The sequence below is a fragment of the Helicobacter ibis genome (genome assembly GCF_027859255.1).
Lineage (GTDB): Bacteria > Campylobacterota > Campylobacteria > Campylobacterales > Helicobacteraceae > Helicobacter_D > Helicobacter_D ibis.
The window spans coordinates 1-16729 of the sequence record NZ_JAQHXR010000001.1 but is presented as its reverse complement, the minus strand read 5'-3'; the positions used below and the strand labels follow the sequence as shown (position 1 = coordinate 16729).

Genomic DNA, 16729 nt, shown 5'->3' with positions numbered 1-16729 from the left:
GTCCTTTATAATGCCATTTTACCCGGATTTAAAATATTGTTTGGATCAAATGCCTTTTTTATACTTCTAAATAGATTCATCTCACACTCATTAAAAGCTAACTTCATAAATGGTGCTTTTGAAATTCCTATTCCATGCTCTCCGCTTAGTGTGCCTCCTAACTCTATTGTGATTTTAAATATTTCTTCTATTGCTTGATGACCTTTTTTAAGTTCATTTTCATCGCCACCATTAACGATTACATTTGTATGCACATTGCCATCGCCAGTATGACCAAAGCAAGGTATAATAACTCCATATTTATCTGATACTTCTTGTATTTTTGATAATAGCTTTGGTAGACTGGCTCTAGGCACAGTTATATCTTCATTTAATTTTTTACTTCCATATATTGTAATACTTTGAGAAGCATTCTTTCTTGCAAACCATAGATTCTCTGCTTCTTCAGAATTTTGTGCCTTTATAAAATTAATAGCACCATTTTCATAGAATTTTTCTTCTATTTTTTTGATTTGATAATCAATATCCTCTTGCAAACTACCATCAACTTCAGTAATCAAAATCGCCCCAGCATCAACAGGCAATCCCTTGTGAAACTTGCTCTCAACTGCCCTTATGCTAAGGTTATCTAAAAATTCCATAGCAACAGGTGTTACCCCGCTTGCCATAGTTTTATAAACTGCATTCATAGCACTATCTATACTAGGAAAGATTCCCATTGCACTTTGAGAAAATTTTGGCTTAGCAAGTAATTTTAATGTAATTTCAGTAATTACACCAAGTGTCCCTTCACTTGCTATTAAAATACCAGCAATATTGTATCCTGCTACATCTTTGATTGTTTTTTTACCGGCTCTTATAATATCTCCATTTGGCAATACTGCCCTTAAAGCCATTACAAAATCTTTTGTGATTCCATACTTTGCAGCTCTCATACCACCAGCATTTTCGCTGACATTACCACCTATTGTAGAATATTGCTCACTTGCTGGGTCTGGTGGATAAAATAATCCAAGAGATTCAACTTCCTTTTGTAAATGAGCATTTATGACACCCGGCTCTACCCTAGCAACCATATTTTCCATATCTATTTCTAGAATCTTATTCATATGTTTTTCTAATGCTAATACAACTCCACCATTGACTGGTAATGCTCCTCCAGTAAAACCGCTTCCAGCACCTCTAGGCACAACTGAGATTAGATTATCATTACAATATCTTAATATCTTAGATACTTCATCTTCATTATGTGGAAAAACAACATACTTAGGATATGCCCTCTCTCTTGTTGCATCATAGCAATATGCTTGAATATGTGCTTCATCATTAAAGCAATCATTATCGCCAACTATTGTTTTAAAGTATTCAAAGTGAGAATCACGCATATCAAACTCTAAAAAATATTCTTTATTGTATTTGAAAAATATCTATTTATACGACCAAAGAAAGTAGCATCTTCATCTTTAATCTCACCTTTTAACAAAGAATCAAAATACAAGTAATAATCTTGTGTTTTAACATCATTAATAAAATACTCAAACCACTCTTGATTATTATTTCCTATGCGAGAGAAAAATGGCAACATTCTATCTTCTATCGGTGCTCTTCCTGTAATATAATCCTTCTTGACAACCGAAAATGTCTGACAATCTAGGGCTTGACCCTCATTCAAATTAACAATATATACAATACCTGTTGCATATTGTGTGCATACCTTTCTAAAGTCAGATTTAACAGGTGCAGTATGACCTACATCCATTAGATATGCAGCAAACAAATCAGGGTGCATCCAAGTAACATCTGGGTAAGCGTCCTTTATTTTCTCATATATGTCTTGTGATGGTGCTATCAAAAATGCTCTATCATTGAATGCACGAAATATTACTTCATCATTCTTTTGAGGCAAAAGTGTTGGCGTTGGAAACGCCTTTTGTTCCAAGCCTTCAAAAGGCTCAAAAGCAATCTTGGCTAAATTATCCTTAACCTCTACAATCGCAGCTTTTGCGACAATCCCCGAGTGATCTTTATCAAACCATCTAATAATCTCTCCACTCTCACCAACACGCAAATCAAATGCGGGCACATAAGCATAATGTTCAGAATCCTTATCCATCTCAACAATAGGAACAATTAATTTATTGCCAAACGGAGAAGAATAAGCCAAAGAAGAAAAGAATAAAATGGAAAACAAAGATGCTATTAACACTTTAAACAAACTCATCATTATAAAAATACCTCTATGACAAAATAAAACCTGCTATTGTAATGAAAAATTGCTTAAAGATTGTAAAAGTATTTAATTTTACTAAAGAAATATAGTGTGCGAAAAATCACAAAGGATTAGCTACAGAATCAAAAGGATTATTTTCTAATCTCTTTAATTCTTGCTGATTTTCCACTTCTAGTGCGTAGATAATATAATTTCGCTCTTCTTACACGACCTATTTTTAATACCTTAATCTCCTCGATACTATCAGAGTAAATAGGCAAGATTCTCTCAACGCCAACACCATTAGCACCAATTTTTCTAATAGTAAAAGTCTTGCCAACACCTGTGCCTCTTAGAGATATACATATACCTTCAAAGTTTTGAATCCTAGTTTTATCCCCCTCTGAAATCCTAATACTAACTCTTAGAGTATCACCAGCTTTAAATTGTGGAATGTTCTTGTCTTTAATTTGTGCATTTTCAAAATGCTCTATGTATTTATTTCTCATTATCTGCCCTTATGTTTATGTTGCCAGTATAAATCTGGTCTATGATATTTTGTCTTAGCCTCTGACGCTTTCATTTTTAAGGTTCGGATTCTAACATGGTTTCCCTTTGAATATTCTGAAGGGATACTTAAATTTTTAAATTTATAAGGTTTGGCAAAATTTGGTGCTTCAAGCAAATTATCTTCATAGCTCTCTCCAAGCAAAGAATCAGAATTTCCCAATACACCATCAATATGTCTTGCAATACTATCACAAAGACATAATGCACCAAGTTCGCCACCAGTTAGGATAAAATCACCAATACTAAAAACTTCATTAGCATAAAACTCTAAAATCCTTTCATCAAACCCCTCATATCTGCCACAGACAAATATTATATGTTCTAATCTACTTAATCTTTTTGAATCATTTTGATGAAATAATTTCGCACATGGGGTTAAAAATATAATATGTGCTCTAGGATATCTTTGTGTCAAAAATTCAAGTGCATTACCCAAAGAATACACATCTAATAATAAACCAGCTCCACCACCAACCTGATATGAATCTACCTTCAAATACCGATTATCACTAAAATCTCTAGGATTATAAAAATCAACTTCAATAAGTTTGGAATCTATTGCTCTTTTTAATATTGAATCGCAAAAGTAGTGCTCAATTAAATTCGGAAATAAGCTAACAAACGAAAACTTCATCTAGCTATTTTCCAAAATATCTTTACAAAATTGAACAAATATACTTTTTGGTTTCGTATTTTTTACATTTAAAATATATCTATCAGTATATGGTATTAGAAATTGTTTTGGCATTCCTTGTGTTACTAGATTTATATCGGTCTTAACACACAAAAAATCACCACCACCAAACCTATCTATATCATCTACAATACCTAAAAGTATATTATTCTCATAAACACTAGAGCCGACAATATCAAACCAAAAATACTCATCTTTACCCAACAAGCAAGTATTAGCCGTATCATCCTTTGTGGTATATAAATGGCAGTTTGTAAGAAGTCTAGCTTCTTCTCTATTATCTATTTTTTCAAAGCTAACTATGGATTTTGACCTATCAAATGACTTGATAACTAGTTCTCCTCTTTCATAGAAATATGTAGAACCACTTTTAATTGACTGCGGAAAATCACTAAGCACATGCAATAGCAACTCTCCCCTAACGCCAAAAACCTTGCCAATCTTGGCTACAACTATTTTATCATCTAGTTTTTTCACTTATACTGGCTTTACTACTATTCTATATGAGCTACCATCTTTAGCCTTTAGCCCAGAGATAAATGTCTTCATAGCACCTATCATTTTACCATCTTTACCGATCAAGCGCCCAGCATCAACGCTAGAGGCTAGAATCTCAATTTCGTAAAAATTATCTTCTATGACACGCTTTACAATTTTTACTTTTTCTGGTTCTAAGACTATCTTTTGAACATAAGATAAAATAAATTTGTCTATCATGTTTATTTTGTAATTGTTTTAACTCTTTCACTCATTTTAGCGCCAACACTAACCCAATATTTCAATCTATCAGCATCAAACTTAACAGTAGAAGGCTCTGTTAGAGGATTGTAATAACCAATAGATTCTATCCAACCACCATCTCTTTTTTTTCTACTATCTGTAACTACAATTCTATAAAAAGGCTTTTTCTTGCGTCCCATTTTAGTTAAACGAATAACTGTTGCCATAAAAACTCCTAAAATTAAAATACAGAATAAAATCTGTCAAAAATAGAAAAATTCTACTTTGGACAAACTTTATCGTCTAAGCTGCCCCATTCTAGCTTCTTTCATAAGATTCATAAAATCTCCCATACCACCTTTTGAGAATTTTTTTGCCATCTTAGCAGCGTTTTCAAACTGCTTTAGAAATCTATTTACATCACTAACATCAATGCCCGCTCCAGCTGCAATTCTTTTTTTTCTACTTCCATTTAGTAGTTCTGGATTCTCCCTCTCCTTAGGCGTCATAGAGAAGATCATAGCCTTTATTTGATTTATCTCTTTAGAATTATCTAAATCAACATCTTTTAAAGCACTAGACATATTTGACAATCCCGGAACCATAGATAATATAGATTGCATAGAGCCTAATTTTTTTAGATTCTCAAGCTGTGCTAGAAAATCATTAAAGGTAAATTTTCCTTTTTTTATTTTTTTACTAAGATTCTTTGCTTCTTTCTCGCTTATAATAGATGCAGTTTTTTCAGCAAGAGACTGAATATCACCTGCTCCCATTAGCCTACTTACAATCCTATCTGGGATAAAGACTTCTAAATCAGGAATCTTCTCCCCAACACCTATAAATCTAAGAGGGATTCCTAATTGATGAGCGATTGATAGTGCAATGCCACCCTTGCTATCTCCATCAAACTTGCTTAAAATTACTCCATCTAGTTTGATTTTCTCATGGAATAAACCAGCACTCTTTACACCATCTTGACCACTTAAACTATCCACTACATAAAATATTTCATTAGGATTTATACTATTTTTTATATCTTCTAACTCATTCATCAATGCTTCATCAATAGCCAATCTACCGGCAGTATCTACAAGCAAGACGTCATACAAACCTTGTTCTGCTTTCTTTTTAGCCTCTTTTGCAATATCAACTGCAGTTGTATTTTCGATATAAAAAAAATCAACTTCAGCTTGAGAGCTTAACTGCCTTAGCTGCTCAACTGCTGCTAGTCTTTGCAAATCACAAGCGGCAACTAAAACCTTCTTTCCTTTTAGCTTTAAATAATTGGCTAATTTTATCGTTGTAGTTGTCTTACCGCTTCCTTGAAGACCTGACATAAGTATGATAGTTGGTGGTTTAGAAGCAAAGATAAATCCATAATTGCCCGGTGCATTTAGTATATTTGTTAAAGATGATTGTAAAGAATCTAAAAAAGACTTCTTGCCAATTCCAGCACTTTTAGTTTTTTGCTCAACATCACTTAGCAATTCTTTTAAAACTTTATAATGCACATCTGACTTTAACAATGCCTTTTTAAGCTCATCTAAAGCCTTTTTTAATGCCTTTTCATCATCATGGAATCTAATCTTATTTATAGCGTTTTGAAAACCATCTTGTATAGCACTAAACAAACTTTCACACCTTAAAAATAAAAAAATAATAGCGGTGATTCTAGCAAAAAATATATTTAAAACAAATAATAAAAGTAAAAATTTTACATCTAAATTTTTAAAATCTAAAGAATAATTTTTATTGACAACTAACAATCCTATAATATATAATCGCAATTACAAAAATTTAAAACACTATTAATTATTTGTTTAAGGGGCATAGAATGTTTGAACAAATTTTAAAAAACGGAAATTTAAAAGTTACTCCACAAAGAATGGCAATTCTACAAGAAATAAATACCAAAGGACATATAAGTATAGATGAGATATATGAAAATATCAAAAAAAATCACCCATCAATGTCTTTAGCTACAATTTATAAGAATCTAACATCAATGCAAGAAGTAAAAATAATTGACGAAGTAAAACTACCAAACCAAAAACCAAGATATGAGCTAACAAAAAGGCCACATATACATTTGGTATGTGAAAGGTGCGGAATGATAAAAGATATACACTTAGAAGAAGCAATAGACAATCTAAAGCAAAGTTGCGAAAAAGAAACAGGCTATAAGATTCAAGATAGCTCGATTGCCCTACTTGGAATCTGCAAAGAATGCGAATCTTAAAAAGATTCGATAGTTATTAATTACGCTTCAATTGATTTACAACTTGTAACATTGAATCTGCTGTTTGAATCGATTTTGAGTTTGCCTCATAAGCCCTTTGTCCAACAATCAAGTCAGTCATTTCTTCAACCAATTTTACATTGCTTGTCTCTATAAACCCTTGTCTTAGAGTTCCAAATCCATTTAGCCCAGGAGTTCCAACAATAGGATCACCAGAAGCATTTGTATTTAAATATAAATTATCCCCAAGTGCATGCAAACCAGCAGGATTAATGAAATTCACTGTTTCTATTTGACCCAGTTCGGTTGTTTCATTGCCTTGCACAACCGTTACAGTTCCATCTGTCCCAACACTAAATTGCGTAGCATCATCAGGCACTGTTATATTAGGAACCAACAAGTACCCTTGCGAATTAACAACATTTCCTTCATTATCTCTTTTGAAAGCACCATCTCTAGTATAGGCAATAGTTCCATCTGGAAGCTCTATTTGAAAGAATCCATTCCCTTCAATTGCTATATCATAGTTATTCTCTGTTTCTTTAAAATTACCTTGACCAAATAATTTTTGCACAGAAGTAGGACGCACACCAAGACCAACTTCAATTCCAGTTGGAGATGTAGTAGTCTCGCTAGTGCTAGATCCAGCGTATTGTAAAACTTGATGAAACAAATCTGAAAACTCTGCCCTTTCTTTTCTGTATCCATGAGTATTTACATTTGAGATATTATTTGAAGTTACATCTATTTGTAATTGTTGTCCTAACATACCTGTTGTTGCTGTATAAAGTGCTCTCATCATATTAAATCCTTTTATTATGCTTTAGCTGCTAATTTTGTAATTGCTTCAGTATTTAGCTCATCCATATGTGTTTTTAGAACTTTTGAATAAGCTTCAACCAACCTATTTGTCTCAATCAACCCTGTCATCTCATAAACAACATTTATATTGCTTTTTTCTAGGAATCCTTGCCTTACTGCTCCACTTTGCTCTAGCATTTCAAGCTGATTTAATTTAGCTTGTGGATACTCATATAAGTTATCACCAACTTTTTTTAAGTATTTTGGATTCTCAAATGAAGCAACCGCTAAATTTGAAATCATTATAGCTTCATTTATTTCTTCATTGTTTAATGATCTAGTATAGATATTCCCGTTAGTATCAACTTCAACTTGATAGCCATCGATAAATTCTATATATTGTGGAGCATCTAGGTATTCTCTTGGTAAAACTGGGAATCCTTCCTTATTTACCAACCTGCCCTCCTCATTTAAAACAAAAGATCCATCTCTTGTAAATCTAATTCCATTTGGAGTTTCAATCATAAAATACGCATTCTCTCTAGATAGAGCAAAATCAAATGTATTATCAGTTTTAATCATTCCGCCAAGACTTCTATCTGTAAATTCTTCTACGATTTGAGGAACACGATTTAAGGATCTATTGTAAAACTTGGCTGCATCTTTAGTTTGATCATCTATTGGCAAAAAATCTTTACTTTGTTCATAAAGTCGCAAAAAATCACCAACTACAACATCATCTCTTTTAAATCCAGTTGTATTAGCATTTGCAATGTTATTTGAAATAACATCTAGACGATTTATCTGCGTTACCATTCCGCCAACAGAACTATAATATCCGCCTTGCATTTACTACCCTTTATAAAAATATTCAAAGTAGTAAAAAGCAAAAGGTGTTCCAAAATATATTAAAATTTAGAATCCACGAATTCATGTATTTTTCTTTACAGTCTTTCCTTTTTATATCTGTTGGTTATATTAAGATTGCTTACTATTTCGACTTTTGTTGGGATTTTATATCTGTCAAGTTTATCTTTACAAAAATTTCTTATTTTTTGTTTTAACTCTATATTACTTAGATTTTTGCCACTTTCTAATACGACCTTTACACTAACTCTCTGACCAGTTATTGCATTAGATTCACCATATACTAAACAATCCTGTATTTCATCTATTTGCATAATCACCCCTTCAATTTCTTGTGGTAATACCTTTTCTCCACCTACATTTATAACTTCTTTTGCCCTACCTAGAATCCTTATATACTCTTCTCCATTAATTACTTCCGTCTCTACCATATCTCCACTATCAAAATATCCATCTTCATCAAAACTATGATCATCGACATTTAGATACCCTAAAGCTTGTGTTTTTGATTTCAAATACAACCTGTTATTTAAAATTTTATAATCAACACCTTCTAGCTTGATTGCATTTTGATAGCTTTTTGTTTGTAAGATTCCAACTTCACTAGTCCCAAATGTCTGATGAAACCTAACTCTTGGCATAGATTTTTTAAGCCTATCCAACAAAGCTGTTGGCATCTTTTCAGTGCCATAAGTAATAATTTTTAAAGAAGACACATCAAACTTTAAGAGAACCCCACTTAATAAAAGCAAATTCAAAAAACTAGGAGAAGCGGGAAGCATGGAAATTTGATATTTGCAAATCGACTCTACTATTTTTTCAATATTTTTTCTATCTTGTATAGCTATCCCTGAAGCCCCTATTGCTAGAGCGTTAAACAATGTATTCAATCCTCCTATGTGATCAAACATCAAAAACAATAAAATATTAATATTTTTGTTTTTCTTATCTAAATAACTATCTAGCAAATTATCTAAATTATGCAAAATTGCCTTTGGTTTACCAGTTGAACCACTAGAGAACAACACTAATCCACCATGTCCTAATTTCAATAACATATCTATACTTTTATGATTTTTGCAATTTGACGATATTGATTTTAAATTGCCATTTTTATAAATCAAACTAGCATTGCTCTCATATAGTTTGCTATCTACATCCGATTTGTTTAAACCACTAAAAAGAGGCACAATAACTTTTTTGGTTTCTATGCAAGCTAAAAAAAAGCTTATAGTTTGTATGTCAAAATCCCCAATAATAGCCACAACATTATCACTATAAGACTCTAATAGCTTAATATTATTAGCAACTAAAGATAATAGCTCTCCATAGCTAATACAAGTATCGTTAAAAATTAAAGCAATGGAATCTTTTTTATGTTGTGATATTTTATTTAAATATGGACTTTTAAAATCAATCATTAATCCCGCCTAAGTATATAACTTGACCTGTTATAAAGTCATTCTTAGAATCTATAAAAAAATCGATTACTCTACAAATATCATCAAAAGTTCCGAATCTTTTTATGGATTGAGCATTTAATAGAAGTTCTATTTTGTCTTTTGGTACATTTTTTATCAAATCCGTCTTTATTGGTGTTGGTCCTATTGCATTAATAGTAATGCCAAAACTTGCAAGCTCTTTTGCACAAACCTTAGTAAAATTAATAATTGCAGCCTTACTAGCTGCATATATTGCTTCACCTTCTAATTGTAATGGAACTGCTATTGTTGCAAAATTTACTATTCTAAATGGAGATAAATTGCTATTTTTATATTGCTTTCTATATAAATTTATCATAACTTTTGAAACTTCTCTAATAAATAAAAAACTGCCAAAAAAATTTGTCTCAAAAATATTTTTGACACTTTTGTATGGTGTTGTTATAACATGATTCATGGAGGCAATACCTGCATTATTTAGTAAAATATCAATTTTGCCAAACTCTAATTTTATGGCTAAAATCATATCTATAACAGCACTCTCATCGCTAATATCCAAACAAAAATGCCTATAATTCTCATGCACCAAATCACTCTTGCTCCTAGAGCAACCACATACTATATAACCACAATTAAGATAATACTCTGATAGATTTCTACCAATACCCTTTCTTGTGCCAGTAATTACAACAACACGCATTATTGCATTCCCAATATATACTCTTTTAGTGCTTTTACATTTCTAAACGGGGAATGCTTAGCACTCATTGTTTTGTCATTTGCTAATATAACATTAAAACCAAATTCATCACTCATTCTATCTTCTAAATCAGATATAAAACTAACTAGAGCCAAAGAATCTAAGTTGCCTCCAACACCATATAACTTGGTGTCTAATGTTGGATTTTCTAACTCTCTTACATCTAATTCGTCTGCTAGATTCTTTAAAATCTCAAAAATTATTTTCTCTAATTGCTCATCTTTCATTTATTCTCCTTCTTTTAACATATTTTCAAACTTAACTTTATTCTTCAAATAATCATCTCTATGTAGCTCTAAAAGCTGTAAATCTCCACTACTCCCAACTATCCTAGCACCCCATCTTTTGTGAAATTGCAATACTTTTAAATTATCTTTATGCGCAATAAACGGCTCAAAATCCACCAAAAAGTCCATAAATAATATTCTCTTTGCAATACATACACTCTCTAAAACTTCCACATATGAAGCCTCATCACTCATAATCCATCGTCCAATTCCTATTGCTTTTAGATTGTCAGAATCTATATTTTTTTGATTATTCCAATGCGGAATAAGTATTTCATGTGGATATATACTAATTGTCCCAAGCCTCTTTTGTTCTTTAGAAATAACTATAAAATACCATTCATTGTTCAATGTTTTATATCTTTGCATATATTGTGCTTGATTATCTAGGCTATTTTGTGTTTTGTGTAGATATCTAGATTTTTTAACGTCTGTCCGTAGAGAAAGAATGAAGCTAGAATCTTCTATTTCTGCTTCTCTTAAATTTACAAACCTACCTTCATATGGTGCATAATTGTGAGTATTTATCTTCATGCTACCCTCACTTTATACAAGGGTGCCATTAATACTAATAAATAATTACCCCCCCCCCCCACAACAAATATTATTTTTTGTATTACCTTTTAACAACCACATTCTCCTTCAAAAATAAATTATTTTATATACACAAACGAATCTTTTGCATTCAAACAATTAGTTTCTATTTTACATATTTTAATGCCATATTCATTAAATACTTTTGCTGTGTTTTTACAAGCCTTCTTTACAAGCACAACTTGACAATCTTTAATTATCTCACCTAAGATATTATGTTCTAGTTTATGCGCTATTTGCTCTTCTTCGCTCATATCTGAATCATTATGAGAACAACCTTCACTAGCCTCTACATTACCTCTAGGGTTATGCCTTAATTCAACGAAATCAATCTTTTTAAACATTCCAGAACCAACTTGCTCAAAAATGGCAAAAAATGGTGTATGCCCCGTGTTTGTAAAGATTCTTAGACTATCGTCATATACTGGTATTGCAATTTTCATAAATATTCCTTATAAATCAAATAAACTAATTTCTTTATCTTCTTTTGTAAAACGCTTCTCAAGCATATCTGAACTAATTCCTAAAATAAGTGCAAAGTTATATTTTTGATGTATTAACTCATCAAAAAGCCTGTCATTATCTTCATAGCATATCACATCAGCATATGGAGTATATAACTCATGATATATTTTTGGCACAAACAATATAAGTTTAGCCCATTTAGCATACATGGCAAAATAAGCCAAATATTGCTCATAAAGCTTTACATCTTCGCATGATAGGACTACCTTATTAGTAGTGCCCGGTTGAGAGATATAACCTCTTTCATCTAAATACAATGGCCTAAAACTAGAGATTCCATTTAAATTATCAAGCTTCACAGAAAAGCAATATTCATCAGCCAACTTTATAATCCTTGATAGTGGTTGTATAAAAAGCTTTGGAATCTGCAACGAATAGTCTAATGACTTATAAAATATCTTAATGCCAAAAAGCGAGAATGAATTAATAGAAAATGGCAACTTATCATCATCTATTTTTGTATCATCTAGAATTTTTGCTTCTTGTTCTATTTCATTTAATAAAAAGTCCCCATTATACCTATACATCACATACGCACTCTCTGTCTCTATCACAAATTGTAATAATTGCACAAAACCACCATTGAAGTATGCAATTTTCTTATTTTGATTTAAAATACAACTAGCAATATCATACTCATCACTACTTAATAAAAATAAAATCTTACTCTTAACAATCAAATAATGTCGCAATAATTTGGTTATAGCTTGTTCTATATTTGCTACACAAATCCATGCTACCTCATTATCAGTAATGGCAATATCCTCACTAAATAAGATACCAAATGCACCACGCTCTATTGCTAAATTTATATCATTTGCATTAAACGCTACAAACAAATCGCCTCTTGTTACTTGCTCTACATCATCACAGATTCGGTTAAAAAAGGATATACTGGGCTTATTTAATAATGTTCCAAAAGTAATTTCAACAACTTCATTAACGCCAATTTGTATATTTCCCTTTTTCATAACCTATCCTTAGCTTATCTTGCTTCCATTTTGTGCCACTTTATGCGGAGTAATCACAGATAATCCGCTATCATCTTTAACTGCTAGTATCATTCCTTCACTAATCTCTCCCATTAGCTTAGCTGGTTTTAGATTTGCTAGCACACATACTTGCATACCGATTAATTCTTGTGGCTCATAGTAAAGCTTGATTCCAGCAATAATCTGTCTTGGTCTTGTTTCTCCTAAATCAACTCTAAGTTTTAGTAGCTTCTCACTTTTTGGCAATACTTCAACCTCTATTATAGTGCCAACTTTAATATCAATATTCATAAAATAATCTCTATCTATGACATTTTCTATACTTAATGGCTCTAATTTTGCTTCTGACTTTATCTCTTGTTTTATTTCTTCTTTTACCTCTAGTCTTGGGAATAGTGGTGGTATATGATTTAATTTTACAGAAGTTAGAATCTCTTTATTAACAACAAATCTACCAAATCCATCATCACCTAATGAAAAAACTGACAAAATTTTCTTAGCAGAAGCAGGCATACAAGGATATAGCATGTAAGCACCTTTAATTAATGTATTTGATATAAAAACCAACAATTCTGCTACCTCATTATACTTGTTCTCTTTTATGAGTTTCCACGGCTCTTTTTTTGTGATTGTCAAATTTGCTAGATCAAAGATTCTCCAAATGCTTTCTAAATAATTATGTAATTCAACTTTAAAAATATATTCTCTAGCTATATTAATTGAATCTTCTACCTCTTTTAACTCTACCTCATAAGCACTGGCAAAAGATAAAGAATCTAAATTATTATCAAAATATTTCTCACCCATTCCCAAAAGTCTATTTAGCAGATTACCAAGCACATTACTTAAATCTGCATTACTCCTCTCAACAATTGCCCTTTGAGAAAAGTCTCCATCTTGCCCAAATGGCACTTCTCTAAGCAAGAAATATCTAAATACATCTAATCCAAATTCGCTAACCACTTCGCTAGGATTCACCACATTACCTATACTTTTACTCATCTTAGCACCATCTTTAGTCCACCAGCCATGTGCTGCTATATGCTTTGGTAGAGGCAAATCAAGACTCATCAAAAATGCAGGCCAATAAATTGCATGGAACTTTAGAATATCCTTACCTACAAGTTGTATATCAGGTGGGAAAAATTCCATTTTAGATTCCAAGTTATTTTCATATCCAAGTGCACTTAAATAGTTCATCAATGCATCTAGCCACACATAGACAACATGCTCTTTATCACTCATTTGAGCCACTTCATTAGGAATCTCTACACCCCACTTAAAGCTAGTTCTAGTAATTGATAAATCTTCTAAACCATTTTTTATAAAATTGATAACTTCTTTTTTACGATAAGTTGGCAAGATAAAATTAGGATTCTCATCATAGAACTTTAAAAGTCTATCTTCATACGCACTAAGCTTAAAGAAATAGCTCTCTTCTTTTAATTTTACTAATTCCTTACCACAATCAGGGCATAAGATAGCATTCATAACAAAAGATTCACAAGAAATACAATAATTACCTTCATATTCTCCTTTATAAATATCACCCTTGTTAAACATTTTTATAAATGCGTTTTTAACACTATTTTTATGCTCAACTTCGCTAGTTCTTATAAACTTATCATAGCTTATATTAAAACTATCCCACATATCTTTAAATTTAGAAGCCACCTTATCTACATATTCACTAGGATTTTCATTGTTTTTCTTAGCCGATTGCTCAATTTTTTGCCCATGCTCATCTGTCCCAGTTAAGAAAAATACTTCATCTCCACATAGACTATGATACCTAGCTAGTGTATCGCTAATGATAGTAGTATAAGCATGTCCTATATGAGGCTTATCATTGACATAATAAATAGGTGTTGTAACATAAAACTTAGAATTCAAAACTACCTCCATTGCCTCGATTCATGCTTAAATAAACAGAATTTACATAATTATTTCTAGTATTGCATTCCAAAACCATTTTACACACAAAGCAACTACTAACTCCATTTGACTTTTGACATTCTACAATTACACTACTTTGCTCATTCAGATTCTGCACTACCAGACTTTCGAAGTCTTTCTTTTTTTGACAATTATTTGCAAGCTGACAAAAGTCGCAACTAGTAGTTGCATGACTACTTTGACAATCTTTTAGATCTCTTAAATAAATGTCAATTTTATTTTTCTCTAACAAATTCTATCTCCTCTTTGCTACCAAAAAAGCAAGGTGTTGTATCATGCAGATTCCTTGGCTTTAATGACAAAATAGAATCTTTGCCATTAGTAGAATCCCCACCTGCTTTATCAAATATATATGCAAATGGAAAAACCTCAAATAGCATTCTAAGCTTACCATTTGGAGCATCGCTTGTAGCAGGATATGAAAATAATCCTCCGCCTTTAACTAATATATGATGTAAATCAGGTACCATTCCTCCACTATACCTTAATCTATATCCACGATTAAACAAAGATTCGATCTTTTCTTTATGCGATGTGCTCCAATTTTTTTGAGTGCCACCTGTTGCGTTTATTTTGCCACTATTATTTAAACTCAGTGTTTTTTTATACACAAATTCTTTGCCATTATATACATGGTAGCTAACGCCATCACAAGCATTAGAAGCAAACCCTATTCCAATAACCATACCATACACCACATATGCACTTGCTACTATATTTTCTGGCAGAAAATCTCCATCATAAACACCAAAAATACTTCCAACACTTAAATTGGCACCCATTAAAGAAGAGCCATCTAAAGGATCATAAGCTATGCTATATTTTCCATTTTGACTTATACTAATAATACTTTCTTGCTCTTCGCTACATATTTGCTTAACAATGCTTAAATTCTTAAAATGCTTAATTATTACTTCATCAGATAGAACATCGACTTTAAGTTGCATATCGCCAGTAGAATTCTGTGTGCTAGTGTATTCTCCCATGCTATTTTTTAATAAATCAAAAATTTCAACACTAGCAAGTTTTATTGTATCAAATATAATTTCAATATCATATTTAAAGTTATTTTCCATAACAGCACCAAAATTTTATAAAATAACACCATTATAGCGAATTTAGGGTATTTTGTAAATTCTATATTTTTTGCTAAAATCCGCATAAACACCATAAGGACAAGCTATGCTAGTGGCACCAAGTATTCTATCGGCTGATTTTGGAAATCTACAAAGAGATATAGAGATTATTTGCAAAAATTGTGATTTAGTACATATAGATGTTATGGATGGACACTTTGTCCCAAACCTTACAATAGGTCCTATAGTAATAGAATCAGTAGCAAAAGTAGCCACAAAACCACTAGATATACATTTGATGGTGCAAAATAATAGCTTTTTTGTTGATTTATTTGCAAAATATAAACCAAAATACATATCATTCCACATAGAAGAAGAAAAACACGCAAACTCTCTAGTGCAAAAAATACGAAACTATGGAATCTCCCCTGCAATAGTTCTAAATCCACACACAAACATAGATAGCATAAAATATCTAATAGAATATATTGATATGGTGCTTGTAATGAGCGTAAATCCAGGATTTGGAGGACAAAGATTTATACCAAATACAATTGATAAAATAAAAGAATTAAAAGATTTAATAGAAAGAATAAATCCGCAATGTTTAATCGAAGTAGATGGTGGCGTAAATAATCAAAATGTAGAGGAACTAAAAAAAGCAGGAGTGGATATTGTTGTGGCTGGTAGCTATGTATTTAGCGGAAATTACAATCAAAAAATAGAAAGCCTAAAAGTATAATACTACAAATAGAGATTAAATCTTCTCTCAATAAAAATCCATGCAAATAAACCACAAAATAAAAATTGACTTATAATAAATTCAAGCAATTAACATAGTTTTGTAAATTGCAAAATCTTGCTTGAAAAATTAATATGAAATTATAAAACTAAGCCTTTCAAAGATATTTGGGTAATAAGAAAAGACTCCTAGAATCTTTTCTTATTTACATCACTAATAATATCATCTGCAATTCTATTTACATTATTAGTA

Annotated in this window: 21 protein-coding genes; 2 read left to right on the top strand and 19 right to left on the bottom strand. The window is 31.5% G+C overall.

Translation table 11 applies throughout. From position 1 onward, the window contains the following. Nucleotides 1-5 precede the first annotated feature (5 nt). The 8 genes from glcD to ffh all read right to left on the bottom strand — a co-directional run bounded on the left by glcD (nt 6) and on the right by ffh (nt 5827). Nucleotides 6-1385 (bottom strand): glycolate oxidase subunit GlcD, encoded by a 1380-nt coding sequence (glcD, locus tag PF021_RS00105; protein WP_271020327.1) that lies wholly within the window; start codon nt 1383-1385, stop codon nt 6-8. An 8-nt stretch (nt 1386-1393) separates the two neighbouring features. After that, nucleotides 1394-2221 (bottom strand): plasminogen-binding N-terminal domain-containing protein, encoded by an 828-nt coding sequence (locus PF021_RS00100; protein WP_271020325.1) that lies wholly within the window; start codon nt 2219-2221, stop codon nt 1394-1396. 140 nt (nt 2222-2361) lie between these two features. Further along, nucleotides 2362-2718: a 50S ribosomal protein L19 gene (gene rplS, locus PF021_RS00095; protein WP_271020323.1), complete on the bottom strand. Its 357-nt coding sequence runs from the start codon at nt 2716-2718 to the stop codon at nt 2362-2364. Then, complete coding sequence (trmD, locus tag PF021_RS00090; protein ID WP_271020322.1) at nt 2718-3413, bottom strand: tRNA (guanosine(37)-N1)-methyltransferase TrmD; 696 nt, start codon at nt 3411-3413, stop codon at nt 2718-2720. Before trmD ends, rplS begins: the two co-directional genes overlap by 1 nt. Beyond that, nucleotides 3414-3950, bottom strand: a complete 537-nt coding sequence (gene rimM, locus PF021_RS00085; protein ID WP_271020320.1) for a ribosome maturation factor RimM — start codon at nt 3948-3950, stop codon at nt 3414-3416. Beyond that, nucleotides 3951-4190, bottom strand: a complete 240-nt coding sequence (locus PF021_RS00080; protein ID WP_271020318.1) for a KH domain-containing protein — start codon at nt 4188-4190, stop codon at nt 3951-3953. A gap of 2 nt (nt 4191-4192) precedes the next feature. Then, nucleotides 4193-4420: a 30S ribosomal protein S16 gene (gene rpsP, locus PF021_RS00075; RefSeq protein ID WP_271020316.1), complete on the bottom strand. Its 228-nt coding sequence runs from the start codon at nt 4418-4420 to the stop codon at nt 4193-4195. A gap of 69 nt (nt 4421-4489) precedes the next feature. Continuing rightward, nucleotides 4490-5827 carry a signal recognition particle protein gene (gene ffh / locus PF021_RS00070; RefSeq protein ID WP_271020314.1) on the bottom strand — a complete coding sequence of 446 codons (1338 nt, stop codon included), beginning with the start codon at nt 5825-5827 and terminating at the stop codon, nt 4490-4492. Nucleotides 5828-6030: 203 nt separating this feature from the next. Between ffh and PF021_RS00065 the strand changes: the two genes are divergently transcribed. Beyond that, the gene (locus tag PF021_RS00065) at nt 6031-6435 is read left to right on the top strand and encodes a Fur family transcriptional regulator (RefSeq protein ID WP_271020312.1); all 405 of its coding nucleotides are present in this window, start codon (nt 6031-6033) and stop codon (nt 6433-6435) included. A gap of 16 nt (nt 6436-6451) precedes the next feature. Here PF021_RS00065 and flgG read toward each other — a convergent pair whose 3' ends face one another. The 11 genes from flgG to PF021_RS00010 form a co-directional block, all read right to left on the bottom strand. Then, nucleotides 6452-7237, bottom strand: coding sequence for a flagellar basal-body rod protein FlgG (flgG, locus tag PF021_RS00060; protein ID WP_271020310.1), 786 nt, complete (start codon nt 7235-7237; stop codon nt 6452-6454). 14 nt (nt 7238-7251) lie between these two features. Then, on the bottom strand, nt 7252-8085 hold the full coding sequence (locus PF021_RS00055; RefSeq protein ID WP_271020308.1) for a flagellar hook-basal body protein: 834 nt from the start codon (nt 8083-8085) through the stop codon (nt 7252-7254). Nucleotides 8086-8180: 95 nt separating this feature from the next. Beyond that, nucleotides 8181-9524, bottom strand: a complete 1344-nt coding sequence (locus tag PF021_RS00050) for an ANL family adenylate-forming protein (RefSeq protein WP_271020306.1) — start codon at nt 9522-9524, stop codon at nt 8181-8183. Next, entirely contained in the window at nt 9517-10245 is a 729-nt protein-coding gene (locus PF021_RS00045; protein WP_407081395.1) for an SDR family NAD(P)-dependent oxidoreductase, read from the bottom strand. The genes PF021_RS00050 and PF021_RS00045 overlap by 8 nt, the downstream gene beginning before the upstream one ends. Then, nucleotides 10245-10532 (bottom strand): hypothetical protein, encoded by a 288-nt coding sequence (locus tag PF021_RS00040; RefSeq protein WP_271020305.1) that lies wholly within the window; start codon nt 10530-10532, stop codon nt 10245-10247. Before PF021_RS00040 ends, PF021_RS00045 begins: the two co-directional genes overlap by 1 nt. Further along, nucleotides 10533-11126 (bottom strand): GNAT family protein, encoded by a 594-nt coding sequence (locus PF021_RS00035; RefSeq protein WP_271020303.1) that lies wholly within the window; start codon nt 11124-11126, stop codon nt 10533-10535. Between the two features lie 119 nt (nt 11127-11245). Further along, entirely contained in the window at nt 11246-11629 is a 384-nt protein-coding gene (locus PF021_RS00030) for a NifB/NifX family molybdenum-iron cluster-binding protein (protein WP_271020301.1), read from the bottom strand. Nucleotides 11630-11638: 9 nt separating this feature from the next. Then, a complete protein-coding gene (locus PF021_RS00025) occupies nt 11639-12682 on the bottom strand; it encodes a hypothetical protein (protein WP_271020299.1) in 1044 nt (347 codons plus the stop codon). Between the two features lie 9 nt (nt 12683-12691). Then, nucleotides 12692-14608: a methionine--tRNA ligase gene (gene metG / locus PF021_RS00020; RefSeq protein WP_271020297.1), complete on the bottom strand. Its 1917-nt coding sequence runs from the start codon at nt 14606-14608 to the stop codon at nt 12692-12694. Then, complete coding sequence (locus PF021_RS00015; RefSeq protein ID WP_271020294.1) at nt 14586-14891, bottom strand: hypothetical protein; 306 nt, start codon at nt 14889-14891, stop codon at nt 14586-14588. The genes metG and PF021_RS00015 overlap by 23 nt, the downstream gene beginning before the upstream one ends. Continuing rightward, a complete protein-coding gene (locus PF021_RS00010; RefSeq protein WP_271020292.1) occupies nt 14875-15735 on the bottom strand; it encodes a class 1 fructose-bisphosphatase in 861 nt (286 codons plus the stop codon). The genes PF021_RS00015 and PF021_RS00010 overlap by 17 nt, the downstream gene beginning before the upstream one ends. A 106-nt stretch (nt 15736-15841) precedes the next feature. Here PF021_RS00010 and rpe point away from each other — a divergent pair, with 106 nt between their 5' ends. Then, complete coding sequence (rpe, locus tag PF021_RS00005; RefSeq protein WP_271020291.1) at nt 15842-16477, top strand: ribulose-phosphate 3-epimerase; 636 nt, start codon at nt 15842-15844, stop codon at nt 16475-16477. The last annotated feature ends 252 nt before the right edge of the window (nt 16478-16729 follow it).